The sequence below is a fragment of the Mesorhizobium sp. M1396 genome (assembly GCF_040317725.1).
GTDB lineage: Bacteria > Pseudomonadota > Alphaproteobacteria > Rhizobiales > Rhizobiaceae > Mesorhizobium.
Genome location: NZ_JAMYLA010000052.1, coordinates 36,419 through 52,313, shown reverse-complemented (window position 1 = coordinate 52,313; position 15,895 = coordinate 36,419). Strand labels below are relative to the sequence as shown.

The 15,895-nt window shown below is 63.1% G+C and carries 17 protein-coding genes; 4 read left to right on the top strand and 13 right to left on the bottom strand.

Going from position 1 to position 15,895, the window contains the following annotated elements; genetic code table 11:
- The first annotated feature begins 128 nt into the window (after positions 1-128).
- The gene (locus NKH02_RS27320; protein ID WP_352882811.1) at positions 129-560 is read left to right on the top strand and encodes a siderophore-interacting protein; all 432 of its coding nucleotides are present in this window, start codon (positions 129-131) and stop codon (positions 558-560) included.
- A 74-nt stretch (positions 561-634) separates the two neighbouring features.
- Here the strand turns inward: NKH02_RS27320 and NKH02_RS27315 are convergent, their stop codons facing one another.
- The 10 genes from NKH02_RS27315 to NKH02_RS27270 form a co-directional block, all read right to left on the bottom strand.
- Positions 635-1,054 carry an aconitase X swivel domain-containing protein gene (locus tag NKH02_RS27315; protein WP_352882810.1) on the bottom strand — a complete coding sequence of 140 codons (420 nt, stop codon included), beginning with the start codon at positions 1,052-1,054 and terminating at the stop codon, positions 635-637.
- Positions 1,051-2,301, bottom strand: coding sequence for an aconitase X (locus NKH02_RS27310; RefSeq protein ID WP_352873458.1), 1,251 nt, complete (start codon positions 2,299-2,301; stop codon positions 1,051-1,053). The genes NKH02_RS27315 and NKH02_RS27310 overlap by 4 nt, the downstream gene beginning before the upstream one ends.
- 71 nt (positions 2,302-2,372) lie before the next feature.
- Positions 2,373-3,440, bottom strand: a complete 1,068-nt coding sequence (locus tag NKH02_RS27305; RefSeq protein WP_352873459.1) for an ABC transporter ATP-binding protein — start codon at positions 3,438-3,440, stop codon at positions 2,373-2,375.
- On the bottom strand, positions 3,440-4,231 hold the full coding sequence (locus tag NKH02_RS27300) for an ABC transporter permease (RefSeq protein ID WP_352882809.1): 792 nt from the start codon (positions 4,229-4,231) through the stop codon (positions 3,440-3,442). The genes NKH02_RS27305 and NKH02_RS27300 overlap by 1 nt, the downstream gene beginning before the upstream one ends.
- Positions 4,228-5,091: an ABC transporter permease gene (locus NKH02_RS27295; RefSeq protein ID WP_352882808.1), complete on the bottom strand. Its 864-nt coding sequence runs from the start codon at positions 5,089-5,091 to the stop codon at positions 4,228-4,230. Before NKH02_RS27295 ends, NKH02_RS27300 begins: the two co-directional genes overlap by 4 nt.
- Positions 5,092-5,158: 67 nt before the next feature.
- Complete coding sequence (locus NKH02_RS27290) at positions 5,159-6,220, bottom strand: ABC transporter substrate-binding protein (RefSeq protein ID WP_352882807.1); 1,062 nt, start codon at positions 6,218-6,220, stop codon at positions 5,159-5,161.
- Positions 6,221-6,273: 53 nt separating this feature from the next.
- Positions 6,274-7,245, bottom strand: a complete 972-nt coding sequence (locus tag NKH02_RS27285) for a PfkB family carbohydrate kinase (protein WP_352873464.1) — start codon at positions 7,243-7,245, stop codon at positions 6,274-6,276.
- The gene (locus NKH02_RS27280) at positions 7,242-8,282 is read right to left on the bottom strand and encodes an ADP-ribosylglycohydrolase family protein (protein WP_352873465.1); all 1,041 of its coding nucleotides are present in this window, start codon (positions 8,280-8,282) and stop codon (positions 7,242-7,244) included. Before NKH02_RS27280 ends, NKH02_RS27285 begins: the two co-directional genes overlap by 4 nt.
- 3 nt (positions 8,283-8,285) lie before the next feature.
- Positions 8,286-9,011, bottom strand: coding sequence for a GntR family transcriptional regulator (locus tag NKH02_RS27275; RefSeq protein WP_352873466.1), 726 nt, complete (start codon positions 9,009-9,011; stop codon positions 8,286-8,288).
- Between the two features lie 233 nt (positions 9,012-9,244).
- Positions 9,245-9,514: a DUF982 domain-containing protein gene (locus NKH02_RS27270; protein ID WP_352873467.1), complete on the bottom strand. Its 270-nt coding sequence runs from the start codon at positions 9,512-9,514 to the stop codon at positions 9,245-9,247.
- Positions 9,515-9,588: 74 nt separating this feature from the next.
- Here NKH02_RS27270 and NKH02_RS27265 point away from each other — a divergent pair, with 74 nt between their 5' ends.
- Positions 9,589-9,846, top strand: coding sequence for a hypothetical protein (locus NKH02_RS27265; protein WP_352882806.1), 258 nt, complete (start codon positions 9,589-9,591; stop codon positions 9,844-9,846).
- A gap of 232 nt (positions 9,847-10,078) precedes the next feature.
- On the opposite strand, the gene NKH02_RS27260 is transcribed toward NKH02_RS27265, so the two are convergent.
- Positions 10,079-10,243 (bottom strand): DUF3309 family protein, encoded by a 165-nt coding sequence (locus tag NKH02_RS27260; RefSeq protein WP_352873469.1) that lies wholly within the window; start codon positions 10,241-10,243, stop codon positions 10,079-10,081.
- A 270-nt stretch (positions 10,244-10,513) separates the two neighbouring features.
- A complete protein-coding gene (locus NKH02_RS27255; RefSeq protein ID WP_502913556.1) occupies positions 10,514-11,149 on the bottom strand; it encodes a methyltransferase family protein in 636 nt (211 codons plus the stop codon).
- A gap of 328 nt (positions 11,150-11,477) precedes the next feature.
- On the opposite strand from NKH02_RS27255, the gene NKH02_RS27250 reads away from it, so the two are divergent.
- Complete coding sequence (locus NKH02_RS27250) at positions 11,478-14,855, top strand: tetratricopeptide repeat protein (protein WP_352882803.1); 3,378 nt, start codon at positions 11,478-11,480, stop codon at positions 14,853-14,855.
- Positions 14,834-15,613 (top strand): hypothetical protein, encoded by a 780-nt coding sequence (locus NKH02_RS27245; protein WP_352882802.1) that lies wholly within the window; start codon positions 14,834-14,836, stop codon positions 15,611-15,613. The genes NKH02_RS27250 and NKH02_RS27245 overlap by 22 nt, the downstream gene beginning before the upstream one ends.
- Here NKH02_RS27245 and NKH02_RS27240 read toward each other — a convergent pair.
- Complete coding sequence (locus tag NKH02_RS27240; RefSeq protein ID WP_352882814.1) at positions 15,610-15,855, bottom strand: hypothetical protein; 246 nt, start codon at positions 15,853-15,855, stop codon at positions 15,610-15,612. The two genes, NKH02_RS27245 and NKH02_RS27240, sit on opposite strands and share 4 nt — an antisense overlap.
- Between the last annotated feature and the right edge of the window lie 40 nt (positions 15,856-15,895).

The window sequence follows — 15,895 nt, the reverse complement described above, 5'->3', positions numbered from 1 at the left end:
GCCGCCGGGGCCCCCGCGTCAACCCCCCCCGCGCGCCCGCGGCCCCAACGCCCCCATTCTAGGCCCCCCCCCCCGCCCCCCCCGGGCCGCGGGCCGGCGCCGCGGGGGGTCGCCCGGCGCCCCGCGGCATGAGGGTCGGCATCATGGGACCGGTCGGCCGCCCGGTGCGGCAAGCAGAATGGTATGTCATGGGCGCCGACGAAACCGGCCTGCCGGCGCTGGCGCGGCTGCTGGAGACGCTGCCGGCCGAGACAAAAGGCATCGCCTTTGTCGAGATCGTCAATGGCAGTGAACGGCAGACGATCGACAATACAACCGGCATCGAGTTGCATTGGCTGACACGGGACGGCGTGCCGGCGGGCGAGGACAGACTGCTGGCAGAGGCCGTCCGCTCGGTGGCGTGGCCGCAGGGCGGCTCGGCCTTCGGCTGGTTCGCGGCGGAAGCGGCCGCCGCCAAGATCGTGCGCGAATATTGGCGCGATACGCTGGGGCTCGGCCGCGATCAAACGTTGGCCGCGGCCTACTGGCGGCGCGGCTCGGCGGGATTGATGGCTGGCTGAGGGCTGAAGCACATTTCGATGGCAGCGGACCTAAGAATCGCTGGCGCCGCCCCTTGGCCAACGAGCACTGGTCCCTAGCCTTTGCGAATGACCGCCGCGCCATCCTCGCCAACACAGATCACGATCCGATCGCCGGAAACAATGCCCATAGTATCACACACCACCAGCGGCATGCGGATCTCGTAAAGAAACTCGGCAATGATAGCGCCGACCGCCAGGATCGGATCCGGCCGCTCCAGAAGAATCCCGATAGGCGCGGTGCCCCTGCGGATCGTCTCGGCCAGGACCGAGGATGAAGACGACGAGCCACGCCCGCTCGGCATGACCAGGATCTTGCCGACGACATTCTGGCCAAGGCCGGGATGCGAATGGTCCGTTATGTCGCCGGTTTCGGCATCGATGCCGCCCCAGAAGCTGAGCGGTTGCGAAAACACCAGCGCTTGGCCCTGAGCCTCCCCAGCCAGCTGAAAGGTGCCGGTTCGTTCTATCGTCATGAGGCGCTCCGCACGACATGCCCGGCCGCAGCCGAACGGATACAGTCCTTCATCTCGGCGAAAGCGACGGACACGCCGATATTGCCGGGCGCGTAATGCGCCCATTTGCCGGAATTGGTCATCACCACGCCGTCGAGGCGCTTGAGGATCGAGGTGACATAGGTGCAGGTGTCGGCAACCGGGATCAGGCCGAACGCCTCCATGCCAGCCAACGCCCCCTCCGCCTGCAGTCGCGTCAGGGTCGCCCGGCCGGTATTGACATAGATCGGGATGCGCCTGCCCGGCGCGACCTCGCGCAGCATCGGCAGCAGCCGCATCCATTCCTCATGCGAAAAATGCGGCGTACCGAGCGAAACGGCCGCCAGCGGCGCGCCTTCGGGCACGCTCGACAGCCTGGCCAGAGCGTGGTCGATATCGGTGCGGGTGATGCGTATCGTCTCGTCAGGCGCATGGCCCTGGAACGCCTCAACCAGCGTCCGCGCTTCCGGTGTGATGCCGACAGCATGGAACAGCGCCACCGCGCCGGTCGTTGCCGCCGCCGCCCCCAGCGCCTTCAACTGGTCCTCGTCGCGTGGCCGCGGCAGGCCGGCAATCACCGGAATGCGGTCGCCGCTCGCTTGCCCGATCACCAGCCCGATGCCGACGAACAGGCTGTCGCTCGGCTCCAGGTCGGCAATGGCCAGCTCGAACAGGAGCCGGCCGCGCCGGTTCTCGCTCAGATGCAGGCCCCAGGCCGGCGCGCGTCCGGTCATGGCGCAGCACAAATCGATGAAATCGCCATAGCGGTTGGTGCGCGCGCCGATCACCGAATTGGCAAAGACGATGGCATTGGATTCGCCCCAGGCGATCTGCTGGCCGAAGTCTGGCCGGAACCGCGTTTGATAAGGCGCGCAGGTGAAGGTCGCCTCGCAGCCAAGCTCCAGATGCGCCTTCATCAGCCGCCTCGCCGGCACCTCTACCGCCGCCGGCATTTTCACCATGCCGGGATGGATGAGGTCGAACGAGCCGACATTCAATGTCGTCGGCACCTGGACTCGGCCGCCGCCGTCGACCAGCCGCTCGACGAAATCGAGGCCGGCCTTGCCATGGTAGAGACAGCCATCGATATGTGCGCCGGCAATGTCGAGCAGACTGCCTGCCCCGACGGCCTTGGAAAAGGCGATCAGTATCTTCATCGCGGCGGCCGCGGAAGGGCCCTGCTCGCCGTCGAGCATGGATCGGTCCCGCGCACTCAGTTCCAAGGTCATCGGTATGCTCCGGGCTGTGCCGTCTATGCTGTCCCTGATTGCGAACAGTCTGGCAAGAGCCGGTGTGAGCATCAGCCCGGCGCGATCAGCACCGTGCTCTCCGGCGACCAGTGCAGCACCACATCCTGACCTTCCGCCAGCCGTTCCATGCCGGTGTTCTGCACGATCACCTTCAGCGTCTGGCCGGCACGCTCGACGAAGTAGGTGCTGTTGTTGCCGGCAAAGATGCGCTTGGAAATCTGTCCCTTGAGCGTGTTCGAATTGGCCGCATCAGGCGTCCCAGCCTCCGTCGCGATGCGGATGCGTTCGGGCCGCACGGCACAGCTCGCCTTGGCGCCGGCGGCAAGCGTCGCGCCCGCGCCGGCGGCAATCGCCGTGCCGTCCGGCAGCCGGATGCCGTTGCCCGTCGAGTCACCACGAAAGATGTTGGCGTCGCCTAGGAAGGTGGCGGCGAACTCGCTCTTCGGCCGATCGTAAATCTCCTCCGGTGGCCCTTCCTGCACCAGCCTGCCGTCGCGCAGGATGCCGATGCGGTCGCTCATCGTCAGCGCTTCTTCCTGGTCGTGAGTGACGAAGATGGTGGTGATGCCGATCTCGCGCTGGATGCGCTTGAGCTCGATCTGCATATCGACACGCAGCGCCTTGTCGAGCGCGCCGAGCGGCTCGTCGAGCAAGAGCACGCGCGGCTTGGTGACGATGGCACGGGCGAGCGCTACGCGCTGGCGCTGCCCCCCAGAGAGTTGGTGCGGCCGGCGGCCACCGAGCTTGCCGAGTTGCACCAGATCGAGCGCGCGCTGCACCTCGGTAGCGATGGTCGCCTTGGCCTCGCCGCGCACCGACAGGCCGAAGGCAACATTGTCGGCGACGCTCATATTGGGAAACAGCGCATAGTTCTGGAACACCATGCCGATGCGACGTTTTTCGACCGGCACCCGCTCGACGCTCTCGCCGCCGATGGTGATGCGGCCTGAATCGGGGAAATCGAAGCCGGCAATCTGCCGGAGCAGCGTAGTCTTGCCGCTGCCCGATGGCCCAAGCAGAGCATAGAAACCGCCATCGGCGAAATCGATGGAGACGTCGTCCAGCGCCTTGTGCGCGCCGAAGCTGCGCGAGACGTTCGATACCTGCACGCCGGCCATTATTTTTCTCCGCCGAATTTGAAGAACCTTGCCGTCAGCAGCATCAGCGCCATCGACACGACGATGATGATCGTCGAGACCGCATTGATCTCGGGCGTGAAACCCTTGCGGATCGCGGCGTAGATTTCGACCGGCAGTGTCGTCTGCCCCGGCGTCGCCAGGAAATAGGACACCACGAACTGGTCGAACGAGACGGCGAACGCAAACAGTCCGCCGGCAATGACGCCAGGCATGATCCACGGCAGCGTCACGCGCCGCGTCACCTGCCACTGGTTGGCGCCGAGCGATCGCGCGGCCTCTTCCAGCTCCGGCGCGAAGGTCTGCAGCCGGGCCGAAACGACGACGATGACATAGGGCAGCGCCAATGCGACATGGCCGAGAAGGATCGCATGCAGGCCGCGGCCGATGCCGACGCCGAAGAAGAAGATCAGCATCGCCGTGCCGGTGATGAGCCACGGTATGGCGATCGGCGGAAACAAAAGCGCCTGCAGGAATTTCTTGCCGCGAAACTCATAGCGATAGAGCGCCAGCGACGCCGCCGAGCCGAGCACCGTGCAGATGACGGTAGCGATGACGGCGATTTCGACACTGTTCCAGGTGGCGGCGATCAGCTGGTCGTTTTGCCACAGCGACGCGTACCATTCGGTCGTCCATTCGAACGGTAATTGGTAGAAGGGCGAGACGTTGAACGACATCAGCGCCATGATGATGATCGGTAGATAGAGGAAGGCAAGCAGCAGCCAGATGTAGAGGCGGCCGAACCATTCGAGGATGCGGGTGGTGGCCGTCACGCGGCCCTCCTCAGCACCGGTGAGGCCACCGCCAGGATGACCAGCACCACTGCCAGCAGGATGAAGGAGAGCGCGGCACCCAGCGGCCAGTTGAACACGGCGACGAACTGGTCCTCGATGACAGTGCCGTAGAAGGTGCCGGTACGACCGCCAAGGATGCGCGGTTCCATGAACGAGCCGACGACCGGCACGAAGATCAGTGCCGCACCCGCCACCAGCCCCGGCATCGACAGCGGGATGATCACCCGCTTCAAGACCTGCAGCCGCGAGGCGCCAAGCGAGCGTCCGGCCTCGATCAGCGAGTCGTCGATGGCCTGCAGGGTGAGATAGCAGGTCAGCACCATATAGGGCACGTAGGAATGCACCAGCCCGATGATGACGGCCGGATAGGAATACATCAGGTCGATGTTGATCTTGAACGGCAGCACGGCGTTGAGTGCGGTGTCGAGGATGCCGCCCTCGCGCAGCACCATCGCCCAGGAGAAGATGCGCACCAGTCCGTTCGACCAGAACGGCAGGATGACGAGCAGGAAGATGGCCTCACGGCTGCGCCCTTTCAGCACCTTGGCCAGCACATAGGCCGCAGGGTAGCCGATGATGACGCACCACAACGTCACCTCGAGACCGAGGCGCAGCGAGGCCAGCAGCAGTGTCAGATAAAGGCTTTGCGAAAAGAAGGCGGCATAGTTGCCAAGGGTGAAGGCCCACGGTTTTTCCGACAGCGGCAGCTCGGTCATGAACGAGAAGAAGACCATGGCCGAGAGTGGTAGGAAGATCGCCACCGTCAGCCAGAGATAAGCCGGCGCCAGCAGCGGCAATGCCGATCTCAGCCCGCTGCGCGACGCTGTTGCAGCTGCCATGACAGCCTCCTCCGCAGGATTCCTAGAACCAGCCGGCGCGAACCGCCGGCTGGCCCGGATGTCGGCTTTATTTCACGTCGACCTTAAGCTGCTGCCACAGGGCCAGATAGGCCTCGCGCTGCGCGTCGGTGATCGGCGCCTGGAACTGGATGCGCTTGGCCACTTCGGGATCACCCATCACCTTGCGGTTGAAGGCATCCTCGGGCAGCGCTCCCACCGCCTTGGTGTTGGCTGACACCGGCGCACCGACCTTGGTGACCCATTCGACGTAGAATTTGGGGTCGATCATGTAGTTGATGAAGGCCTCGGCCCCGGCGACGTTCTTGGCGCCGACCGGGATCGAAAACGCGTCGAGCCAGGCGACGGCGCCTTCCTGCGGCACGACCAGCGAGACCGGCAGCTTGAAATGCGTCTTGGCGCGATCGGCCGAGCCGCTCCAATAGGTGCCGATGTCGATCTGGTTGGAGGCAACCATCTGGTTCCAGTCGTTCTCCGAACTCCAGAAGGTCTTGATCTGCGGCATCAGCGAGGTGAGCTTCGCCTTGACCGCGTCCATATCCTTGATGTCGTTGATGTTCTGGCCGGTGGCGATGGCGCCGAACTGGACCGCCTCGACGGCGTCGTCGCGAATGACGACGCGGCCCTTGTGCGCGGTATCCCACATCTCGGCGATACTCGTCGGCGGCTTGTCGAAGGATTTCTCGTTGATGGCGAGCGCCGTCAGGCCCCACACCCACGGCACACCATAGACCTTGCCATCGTGGACGAGCATCGGCGATCCCGCCTTGTCCTTGCTGATGTCGGCATAGTTCGGCAACTTGGAGACGTCGATGGGCTGGATCAGTTTCCCGGCCATCGCCTGGTCGTTGAAGGCGGCATTGATCATGACTACGTCGTAGAGCCCGGGATTGGTCCGGATCTTGGTCAGCATTTCCTGTTCGGAATTGAAGAAGTCGTTGACGACCTTGTTGCCGGTCGCCTTTTCGAAAGCCTCTACGGCCCACGGCTCGTCGGTGCCGTAGCCCTTCCAGTTGAGCACATGCACTTCGTCGGCCTTGGCGGCGAAGGCGAGCGCGGAGGTAAAGACGGCGGTCGCCGTCACAAGAGCAGTCAAGTCAGGCATGCGCATGTTGGTTCCTCTCTGTGTTTGCCCGCTTCCCGGGCTTGTCAGGCTTCCGGCAATTATGCATTGGCCTTCTGTGTCCGGCCTGCGCCCGATGGATCGGCGGCATGGCTCAGGAATGTCTGGATTTCGTGATCGGTCGGCGCTGACGAGCCGCCGTGGCGAGTGACCGAAATCGCCGCCGCCGCATTGGCATAGCGCGCCGCCTCGAAGGGCGGGATACCGCGCGCCAGCGCGCTGACGAAAGCCCCGATATGGGTGTCGCCGGCGCCATTGGTATCGATGGCGGTGACCGTATAGCCGGCAATGGTCCGCGCTGACCCGTCGACCAACCTGATATGGCAGCCCTTTGCGCCGGCGCGGATGACCACGCCGGCAGCCTGCGGACAATGGTCGTCCAGAAGCCGCGCCGCGACGGCCTCGACATCGCCCGGCCCGGCAATCTCGGCCGCCTCCGTCGTGTTGCAGCTCAGCCATGTCGTGCGGGCAAGCACGCGCGACAGGATCGGCCGCGGAATGTCCGAGATGACCGGCGTCGGGTCGAAGGCGAAAGGTGTTTCAGCAGGCAACGCCTCGATCCAGTCGGTGAGCGCGTCGCGGCTTGCGGGGTAGCTCAGCGTGTAGCCGGAGGTGAACACCCAATCATCAGGCGCGACCATCACCGGCGCCATCATGTCGAGGCTGAGCACGCTTTCCGCACCTGGCCACGACACGAAGGTGCGTTCGGCGTCGCTCGAGATCATGGCGACGCAATTGCCGCTGTCCATCAGGGGCGATGGCGGCGTCAGTGTCTCGATGCCCTCCGCGGCGAAAGCGGCGCGCAGGAAGTCGCCGTTCGGCCCGCTGCCGAGCTGGCCGCCGAAAACCACCTTCGTCCCGGTGCGGCTGGCCGCGACCATCATGTTGAAGCCACCGCCGGCAACCTGGGCGAAGCTCGACGCCGTCTTTTCCATACCGGGCGCCGGCAAGGCGTCGATGCGGTAGACATAATCGACCACGGCACTACCGACATGGACGAGACGCCCGGTCATGCCGCCGCGTCCTTGCCGGAACCGGTTTTCGCCACTCGTGCCGTCACGAGGTCGGCCGCAAGCGCGCGAACCTCTGACATGTCGATGCCCTTCAGCCGCGCGATATGCTGCTGCGGCAGGCGCGAGAAACCGGTGCAGGCGCCGGCCATGCCGGCGGCGATGGCGCCGATCGTGTCGGTGTCGCCACCGAGATTGGCGCTGATGATGGCTGCCTGCCATGGATCGCCATCGGCAACTTCCAGCACGGCGAAGGCCGCCGGAACGGATTCCTGGCTGGCGACGCCGGTGCCGACCAGATCGGTGATCAGCCGGATCGCATCCCTGATCGCCTTGCCGCGCACGATGTCCTGTGCCCAGACGATACGCGTGGCGATGTCACCGCCGGTGATCCAATGGCCGAGCGTCGCCCCTCGCCTCGCCGCCGCGACGGCGCTGGCGGAAGCATCGCGCCAGCCGCCGCCGGCGACGCCGCGGCTGACAGCGGCGGCAACGGCAGCGGCGGAAGCGATAGCTATCGAGGTGTTGTGCGTTGCCCGGCAGGTCTCAGCCACCTTGGCAACGAACGTCTCCAATGGTTCGGTTGGCATCATGATGCCAACCGGCGCGACGCGCATGGCCGCACCGTTGGTGTCGCCGCTGCGTCCCGCTTCCTCGGCCGGCACGCCATTGTTGATGGCGTCGATGGCGCGTTTGGTCGATGGTCCCAAAAGGTCATAGCTGCCGCGCGCCTTGACCTCGCGTTCCCAGTCGAGCAGCGCATTGACCCAGCGCGCGTGATCGAAGCGGTCGCCGGATTCGACGAGAATGCGGCCGAGCAGCAGCGCCTGTTCGGTGTCGTCGGTGATGGTGCCGGCAGCCAGTCCCTTCGACACCGGATGATCGGCGAAAGGCGCGATGAAATCCTCGACATGACCATAGAGTTCGGCAATGCGGGCTGGCGACAAAAGCTGCGTCGGCATGCCGAGCGCGTCTCCAAGCGCCCCGCCAACAAGCGCGCCCATGGCGCGATCGAGCGGGTCCTTGGCTTTGTCCGGCATCGCTCAGAACCTCATATGCAGCGCGAAATGCGCGGGGTTGAGCAGGCTGGTGACATATTCGATCGGCCGGTCGTCGACGGCGCGTGTCAACCGGCGGCCGCGCAGGAACGGTGTGCCTTGCGGGCAGCCGAGGATGGCGGCGTCCTCGGCGTTGAGCATCTCGATCTCGACCCATTCCTCGCCGTGGTCGGGAATGAGGCCGGCGGCGCGCAGCGTCTGGTGCAGCGAGCCCTCGCGCAATCCGCGCAACGGCACGTCCTCAAGCTCGGACGACAATGGCAGCCGGCTGCGCTCGATGGAGATCGCATGGCCGTCGCTGGCGCTGGTGCGCACCCGATCGACGGCGATGAAGAACGGGCTTTCGATACCAAGCAGCGCGGCCAGATCGGTGTCCTCGATGACCTCCAGCCGCAGCGTCCGGGTCTCGGCATTGGCTCCGGCATTGGCCAGTGCCCGCGACCAGCCGATGGCGTCATCCACCGGCTTGCCGTCGAAGGTGACGAACGAGCCGATGCCGACCTTGGTGGTGATCAGCCCGCGGCTGGACAGTTCCTCGAGGCCCTTGCGGACCGTATTGCGGCTGACTGAGAAGCGTTGGACAAGCTCGTTCTCGCTTTGCAGGCGGTCGCCGAAGCCGAGAACGCCAGAGCGGATTTCATGTTCGAGAACGGTCGCGATCTGCTCGGGCTTGCCCGTGCCGGGAGACAGTTGAACCGCGCGCCTCTTCATATGGGGTACCTGTTCAGTGAACCTGTATAACCCTGTTCAATACAGAGACACGGATGACCTGTCAACGGATGCCTGAGGCAAGCCAAACGGGGCAGAAAATTTCGGAATGCCAGCAGGGCGCACCGACAGGCCGGCCAAATATGGGTCTGGAAAAGCCGACCACCGATCGCTGAAAAGATCGCGATCAATCAAGATGATAAAGGCGAGTCTTGATTCAATTTTGGCCGCACGCGCTACGGCATCGACACTTCACGAGGCTCAACGAGGATATCCGCCTCGATCGCGGCGTTGATGAATGCCGCCCGTGCCGCCGAGGCTTCTTTCTTTCCCTCGAGTACGGCCAGGCAGACTTTGCGGGCAACCATATGCCTTTGCCCCGTCGCAACCGGCCAGCGGTTCATCAGGATGTCGGCAGCCTGAGCGACCCGCTCCACATTGAAGATCGAGTTTCGCGATCGGCCGAGCGCAATCCTGACCGGCTCATCGAAACGCTGGTCTTGCACTACCCCACCTCCCGGAATCGAACGTGCCGACCCAATTCCCTGTATTGTGATAGGTTCCGGAGGAAAGGTGCAAGATGTCCGATTCCAGTGGCCAGAAAAATCCCAGGCTGATCGTCGTGGTTGCGTTCGATCGCGGCGAGGATGGCGAATTATTTCCATCCTTTGGACCCGCCGACCAGCAGAGCGAGGATCGCGCCATACGCACCGCCAGGGCATTGGCTGGAAAGCATGCCGGTGTCATCGCCTGGAGCCGCGAGGCCGACCCGACACTGGGCGAATACGGCCCGCCGAACACCCTCTTCGTCAGCGGCGACGTACCTGACATGGAGTAATCTATTGGTTCGGGACCAAGCGCAACGGTGGGACCCAAGCCCAGTCACCATCAGGCAAAAGCCCGCCGCGGTGAAACCGGGCGGGCCTTGGAGGAGGACAAGGGGTGGAACCCTCTCCTCTTCTTTCCACAGGGGGTGTGGACCGCGATCACCATACGAGGGTTTTGTCGAATGCCGCATCACAATGCGGTGCGCGGGCCCCCCGGTGCGGTCACGGGATTGCGATCACCGGCTAAATGCGCCCGAGGACGACAAGGAGGATGACAATCAACAGCACAAGCCCCAGCCCGCCGCCGCCATAGTAGCCAGTTCCGTAAAACGGACCGCCGCCGAGGCCGCTGAAGCCGCCAAGCAGCGCCAGGATAAGAATGACGATAAGTATGGTCCCGAGGCCCATGGATCTCGCTCCTCTCTGCGCTTGGCGTGCCGGTTCCGGCGTCAAGCTTTGGCGATATTGCCCAGAGATGAACGGTTTGAACGCCTTTGCGTTCCGCCCAAGGTCGAGGTTGGATTGCCCAGGAACAATCAGCACCGCACACACGGAAAGCCCGCCAGGGCTGCGGGCTTTTCGTCCGCCGGAGGCCGCCGACGGTCAATTTGCAGGCCGGCGGGCCGGCCACGTGAAAAAGCTGCCGGCGTGAATGCAGGCCGAACGGCGTCCCTGGTGTCAGACGATCCCGTAAAACAGCCTGTAGTGGACGCGCTTCATGTAGTCCCGGTACTCCGGCGCGGCGGCCAGCAGCGCCTCTTCGCGCAAGATGCGATGCACCTGGAAGAAGGTGATCACGGCGTAGACGGCAAGATTGTAGATGGAAAAGGCCGATAGCAGGAACAGGACATGACCGATGAGGTAGCCGGCATAGATCGGGTGCCTCACCAGACGGTAGGCACCGCCGGTCATCACACCGCGATTGCCCGGCAGAATGGCAAACGAACGCCCCAGCGATATCTTTCCCCAGATCACGAACCCCAACGCCAAGGCTTGCAGCGGCGCGGCGGCATAGACCGGGATGATGGCTGCCCCAGGCTCCAGGTCGATGAAGCCGACACCGAAGCTGGCGATCACGGAGACAACCACCGTGAGCGGGTTCCAGTCGCGAACCTGCGGTCGCCGCGACAGAAGCAGCCAGGTAAAAGTCAGGACCTCGGAAATCGCCACCAGCGCAACATTGAGGCGGGTTGGATCGAGCATGAGGTGATACACGCCGCGGTAGACGAACATCCCCGCGAAAGCCAGCGCGCAGATCCGAAAGAAACCTTCCCGCAAATCGACCAGGATTTCGTGCTTTCGGACCGCGGACAATATCCTGTGGTCATTGATGTGCGAAAGGGTTTCGCTTTTTGATATGAGCAAGGCAAGCACCCCAATGATCCATCAGGGCAACCTTTGCATGCAACCATTGCCGGGCGGTTAATCAACAAGATCAGATCGGCATTAAACGGGATATGACGCCACCGGGGATGCAGCGCGGAACGCCTTTGCCGCTCGCAAGAAGTTCGGCAATCACCATGGCAGCACGCAGGTTCGATCCATCCCGCTCTGCAATTTCTGCTTGCATTTTTGGAACAAATAAAGAACAATGTGCAGAACACCGCTTAAGCGGACAAAGGCGTTCGGGGGGACCAGCGAAATGGCGCGTTGGAAAGGTGTGGGGCTGGCTGCCGCCGTAAGCGGATTATCCGCGCTGACGAAAAAAGCCCTTCCATGGGTGCGCTGGTCGTTGGTAAGCGTCCTCCTTGTCCAGAACACGTCCGCACACGCCGCCGGCAAGGACTACGCCGTATGCTTCAGCGACCGCGAGATCGGTGCCGACCAGCTCATCGCCGCCTGCGCACCGATTGCCGACGACAAGACCGAACCGTCGCGGAACCGTGTCATCGCCTATTTCCATCGCGACCTCGCCTGGGACGACAAGCATGATTACGACCGGTCGATCGCCGACTACAGCGAGGCGATCATGCTCGATGCTAGAGAGGCCTCAGCCTACTTCAACCGCGGGGCTGCCTGGTACAACAAGGGGGAAAACGACCGCGCTATCGCTGATTTCAATGTCACCATCAGCCTCGAGTCCGGCTCCGGCGATGCCTACTACAGCCGTGGCCTGGCCTTCTTTCGCAAAGGCAAGACCGACGCGGCCATTATCGACTTCGAGCAGGCGCTCACTGTCGATCCGCAAAACCACAATGCGCGCAACAGTCTCGGCGCCACATGGCAACGCAAGGGCGACCACGACAGGGCTATCGCCGAATATGACGAGGCGATCCGCCTCGATCCACAAGACGTCACAGTGTATGTCAACAGAGGCATCGCCCACGCTTCCAAGGGCCATTACGACCTTGCGATAGCTGATTTCGACCATGCCGTCAGCCTCGATCCGGAAAGCGTCGACGCCTATGCCAATCGAAGCGCTGCCTGGATTGGCAAGAGCGACTGGCCGCGCGCACTTGCCGATGCCAATCGGGCGATTGAGCTCGCCCCCGACAGCGCGGACGGCTACTACAACAGAGCCGTCGCCTGGACGAATACAGGCGACAATGATCGCGCCATAGCTGATTTCGACAAGGTGATTGACGTCAACGCGAAGGACGCCGCCGCCTATTTCGGCCGCGCGCTCGCGTTGACCCGCAAAGGCGATCGTGACCGCGCGGCCACCGACTGCCGAAAAGCCATGGAACTCGACCCAAAAAGGTCCGGCGCCTGCAACGAGCAGGTGACAGGCGGTGAAGCTCCGTCTGCGGAAGCACCGATGGCCGCTCCACGGCAGGACAATTCAGCAGCTATCGCCTGGAATCTGCAGCGGGGGTTGGACCAGCAGATTCAAGGCTATGTCGGAGGAGCGATAGACTCGTTCAGCTTTGTAGTCGGGCTCGATCCCCACAATGCCGAAGCCTATTACGATCGCGCCTTGGCCAAGGCGTCTGTAGGAGACTATGTGGATGCTGCTGCCGACTGTAGACAGGCAATCAAGCTCGATCCGAAGCGGACAGGTACCTGCAACGAACAGGTCGCAGACGACAGGGTCCAGCCAGTCGAACCCGCTGCAACGGAAAAGATCGGAGCTCCCGGCGCCGCCAAAATCCTGATCGAGCGCGGCATGGTGCGGCTGTCTAAGTATGGCATCGAGGGCGCCATTCTCGATTTCGACAGTGCCATCGGCCTCGATCCGAACAATGCCGATGCCTATTTCAGCCGCGGTCGCGCCAAGACACTGAAGGGAGATCTGGCCGGAGCGGCGGCGGATTGCCGGCACGCCATCGACCTCGACCCGCATAGGACGGGAAGCTGTCGCGAACATGATGCGAACGTCGAAGGCAAGCCGCCCGCAATTGCGGATGCGCCAAAGGCCCAAGCCGCCGTTCCCGACATGGCGGCCACGGAAGACACGCTGGCAGCAAAGGCCCTGGAGTCTACAGACCGGCGCGCGCTGGAAGCGATCCTGGGCGGCGATGCCTTCCTGGACATGGGCAAATACGACCAGGCGATTGGCGCATATGGCAAGGCGATCGCGCTCGATCCGAACAACCGGTTTGCCTATTTCGGCCGCGGCAAGGCCTGGGCCGCCAAGCGCGATTACGAGCAGGCGATCGCCGACTTCGACAATGTCATCCACCTCGCCCCCAATATGGCGTCGGCGCATGCTCGCCGCGGCCTCGCCAAGGTCACCTCAGGCGATACCGATGGCGCTCTTGCCGACTGCGACCGGGCTTCAACACTCGATCCAAAGGTGCGCGACGCTTACTTCTGCAAAGGCATGGCCTTGCACGCCAAGGGCGACCCGGCGCGCGCGATCGCTGCCTATTCGGTAGCCATCGAGATCGATCCGAAGGACGACGCCAGCTACTATGGGCGCGGCATGGCGCGGGCCGACAGGAAGGACTATGACGAGGCCATCGCCGACTTCGGCCAGGCGATCAGGCTCGATCCGGACAATGCGGACTACGCGGTTGTCCGCAAGGCGGCGGTGGCTGCGTTAAAGAAAGGCGGTGCCGCGCCGGATGCCGTCGGCTCGGATCCGAAGAACCACAAGGTCTTCATGGATCGCGGCGACGCCTTCTACGACAAAGGCAAATACGATCGCGCCATCGCCGAATACAGCCGCGTGATCGAACTCAACCCGCAATATGCGCCGGCCTATTTTGCGCGTGGCACCGTCTGGTTCACCAAGGGCGACTACGACCCGGCGATTGCCGACTTCGACCAGGCGCTGAAGCTCAATCCAAAGATGGCTCCCGCCCGCAAGGGCCGCAAGTCGGCGATGGTTGCAAGAGACGAAGCGAACGCATCGAAGATGCCAGGCAAGGCCGTTGGCCTGGCTGGCGAGCGAGCGACCAGGCCGAGTTGGACTTCACTCGCCGCGCAAACCTTCAACAAGGGTCGAGCGCTGTATGGAAAGGACGACTATGACGGCGCCATAGCCATGTACGGCAAGGCGATTGCACTCTCTCCGGCGTTCCATGATGCCTATCTGGCCCGAGCGATGGTCTGGGAGGCCAAGAGCGACTACGCTCATGCCATCGCCGATTACAGTCAGGCAATCACGCTCAATCCGAAATTTGCCGATACCTACTACGACCGTGGTCAGAACCGCGGTTTCCAAAGAGATTACGACGGGGCGCTTGCTGACTACGGAAAGGCCATCAGTCTCAATACCAAGGACGCAAGGGTCTATGCCGATCGGGGCCTCATCTTGATGGGCAGGCATGAGGACGTCGCTGCGTTGCGTGATTTCGAAAAGGCCCTCAGCCTCGATCGCAAGAACCCCTTTGCCTATTTGGGCCGGGGCGTCATTCGGATCAGCAAGGCGGATTATGACGGGGCCATCGCCGATTTGAGCCAGACGATAAAGCTCAAACCGGATTTCGCCGCCGCCTACAAAGTGCGGAGCAGAGCGTGGGACGCCAAGGGCAACCCAAGCGAGCCGAGGCCGACCGCAAGAAAGCGCGCAGCCTCGAGACGAAATAGAGACAAGGTTCAGGAGGGCCGTCGATGTCGCGTTGGAAAGCCTTAGGCGTGGCGGCGGTCGCCGCTTTGTCCTTTGTTGCGGTAAAAGCATTGCCCTGGGCGCTCGGCTTTGCCGGCGGTAAATATCTTTATCAGACGGTTGCGGGTTCGCCAGATCCACAAACGCTGACCAAAGCTCTGGTAAGCCAACAAATTCAGAGCCAGGGAAGCCAGATTTTCAAGGCAATCGAGCAGGAGTTTCCAGACGACTACGACACCGTCGTGGAAAAGATCACGGCCGTGGCCAGACTTGGAAATGTCGAACAGGTGCGAAACGCGAGCAGGATGGCTGTCGCCGATCTCAGGCGAAGATACGCATCCCTGCTGTCCTCGGCTCCGGACGGTAAAGCCGCCGATGCGCTGCGTGCGCAATCGGATATGCTCAACCATGTCATGGCGCGGGAAACCGCCGCCATCTGCAACAACTACCTACGTGAAGGGCCGGACGCGCTCAGCGCGCCGGACCAGGATTTCCTGATCGACATGGACAAGGTCGGCGCCACCCTGTTTCATGCCTTCGGTGCAGCGAAGGATGGCGGTCTGCCGGCCGCCGCTGCTAGCGACGGAGACTGGTCGCTGCTGGCCGACGCTTTCATCAATGCTGGCGGCACTCCCGCCGAGATGACTGCCATTGCCAATGTCAGCCGGGACTTCGAAGGTCTCTGCCCGGCCGTGGCAAAACTCTACGCAGCCGCCCTGTCGCTGCAGGGTGAATCCGGGCGACACATCAAAACCACTCTGCTCTATGAGATCGTCCGGAATTAGTCGGATCTGCTGATCTGTGTGTCCGACGTAGAGCTGCCGCACTTCGTGAGCTTCTTTGATTGGCCAGCCATTTCCTCGAAGGTCGACGCGAAGAGATAGCCGCCGATCGCGTCCATCTTGGCCGGATCCATCGTCCCGATGGCGCCGCTTTGGCTGCGCAGATAATGGCCGTCGACCAGCATCTTCAGTGAAGCCTCGATCAGTGCCGGATTGGTCAGCGTGTCCTTGTTGGCGGCGACCAATAGGGCTGCCCGCCTCCTCGGGATCAACAGCGAACTGATA

Bases quoted from the DNA above. Each gene is read 5' to 3' on its own strand.
- NKH02_RS27320 (WP_352882811.1), top strand. From the start codon at position 129: ATGAGGGTCGGCATCATGGGACCGGTCGGCCGCCCGGTGCGGCAAGCA.
- NKH02_RS27315 (WP_352882810.1), bottom strand. From the start codon at position 1,054: ATGACGATAGAACGAACCGGCACCTTTCAGCTGGCTGGGGAGGCTCAG.
- NKH02_RS27310 (WP_352873458.1), bottom strand. From the start codon at position 2,301: ATGACCTTGGAACTGAGTGCGCGGGACCGATCCATGCTCGACGGCGAG.
- NKH02_RS27305 (WP_352873459.1), bottom strand. From the start codon at position 3,440: ATGGCCGGCGTGCAGGTATCGAACGTCTCGCGCAGCTTCGGCGCGCAC.
- NKH02_RS27295 (WP_352882808.1), bottom strand. From the start codon at position 5,091: ATGGCAGCTGCAACAGCGTCGCGCAGCGGGCTGAGATCGGCATTGCCG.
- NKH02_RS27290 (WP_352882807.1), bottom strand. From the start codon at position 6,220: ATGCGCATGCCTGACTTGACTGCTCTTGTGACGGCGACCGCCGTCTTT.
- NKH02_RS27285 (WP_352873464.1), bottom strand. From the start codon at position 7,245: ATGACCGGGCGTCTCGTCCATGTCGGTAGTGCCGTGGTCGATTATGTC.
- NKH02_RS27280 (WP_352873465.1), bottom strand. From the start codon at position 8,282: ATGCCGGACAAAGCCAAGGACCCGCTCGATCGCGCCATGGGCGCGCTT.
- NKH02_RS27275 (WP_352873466.1), bottom strand. From the start codon at position 9,011: ATGAAGAGGCGCGCGGTTCAACTGTCTCCCGGCACGGGCAAGCCCGAG.
- NKH02_RS27265 (WP_352882806.1), top strand. From the start codon at position 9,589: ATGTCCGATTCCAGTGGCCAGAAAAATCCCAGGCTGATCGTCGTGGTT.
- NKH02_RS27260 (WP_352873469.1), bottom strand. From the start codon at position 10,243: ATGGGCCTCGGGACCATACTTATCGTCATTCTTATCCTGGCGCTGCTT.
- NKH02_RS27250 (WP_352882803.1), top strand. From the start codon at position 11,478: ATGGCGCGTTGGAAAGGTGTGGGGCTGGCTGCCGCCGTAAGCGGATTA.
- NKH02_RS27245 (WP_352882802.1), top strand. From the start codon at position 14,834: ATGTCGCGTTGGAAAGCCTTAGGCGTGGCGGCGGTCGCCGCTTTGTCC.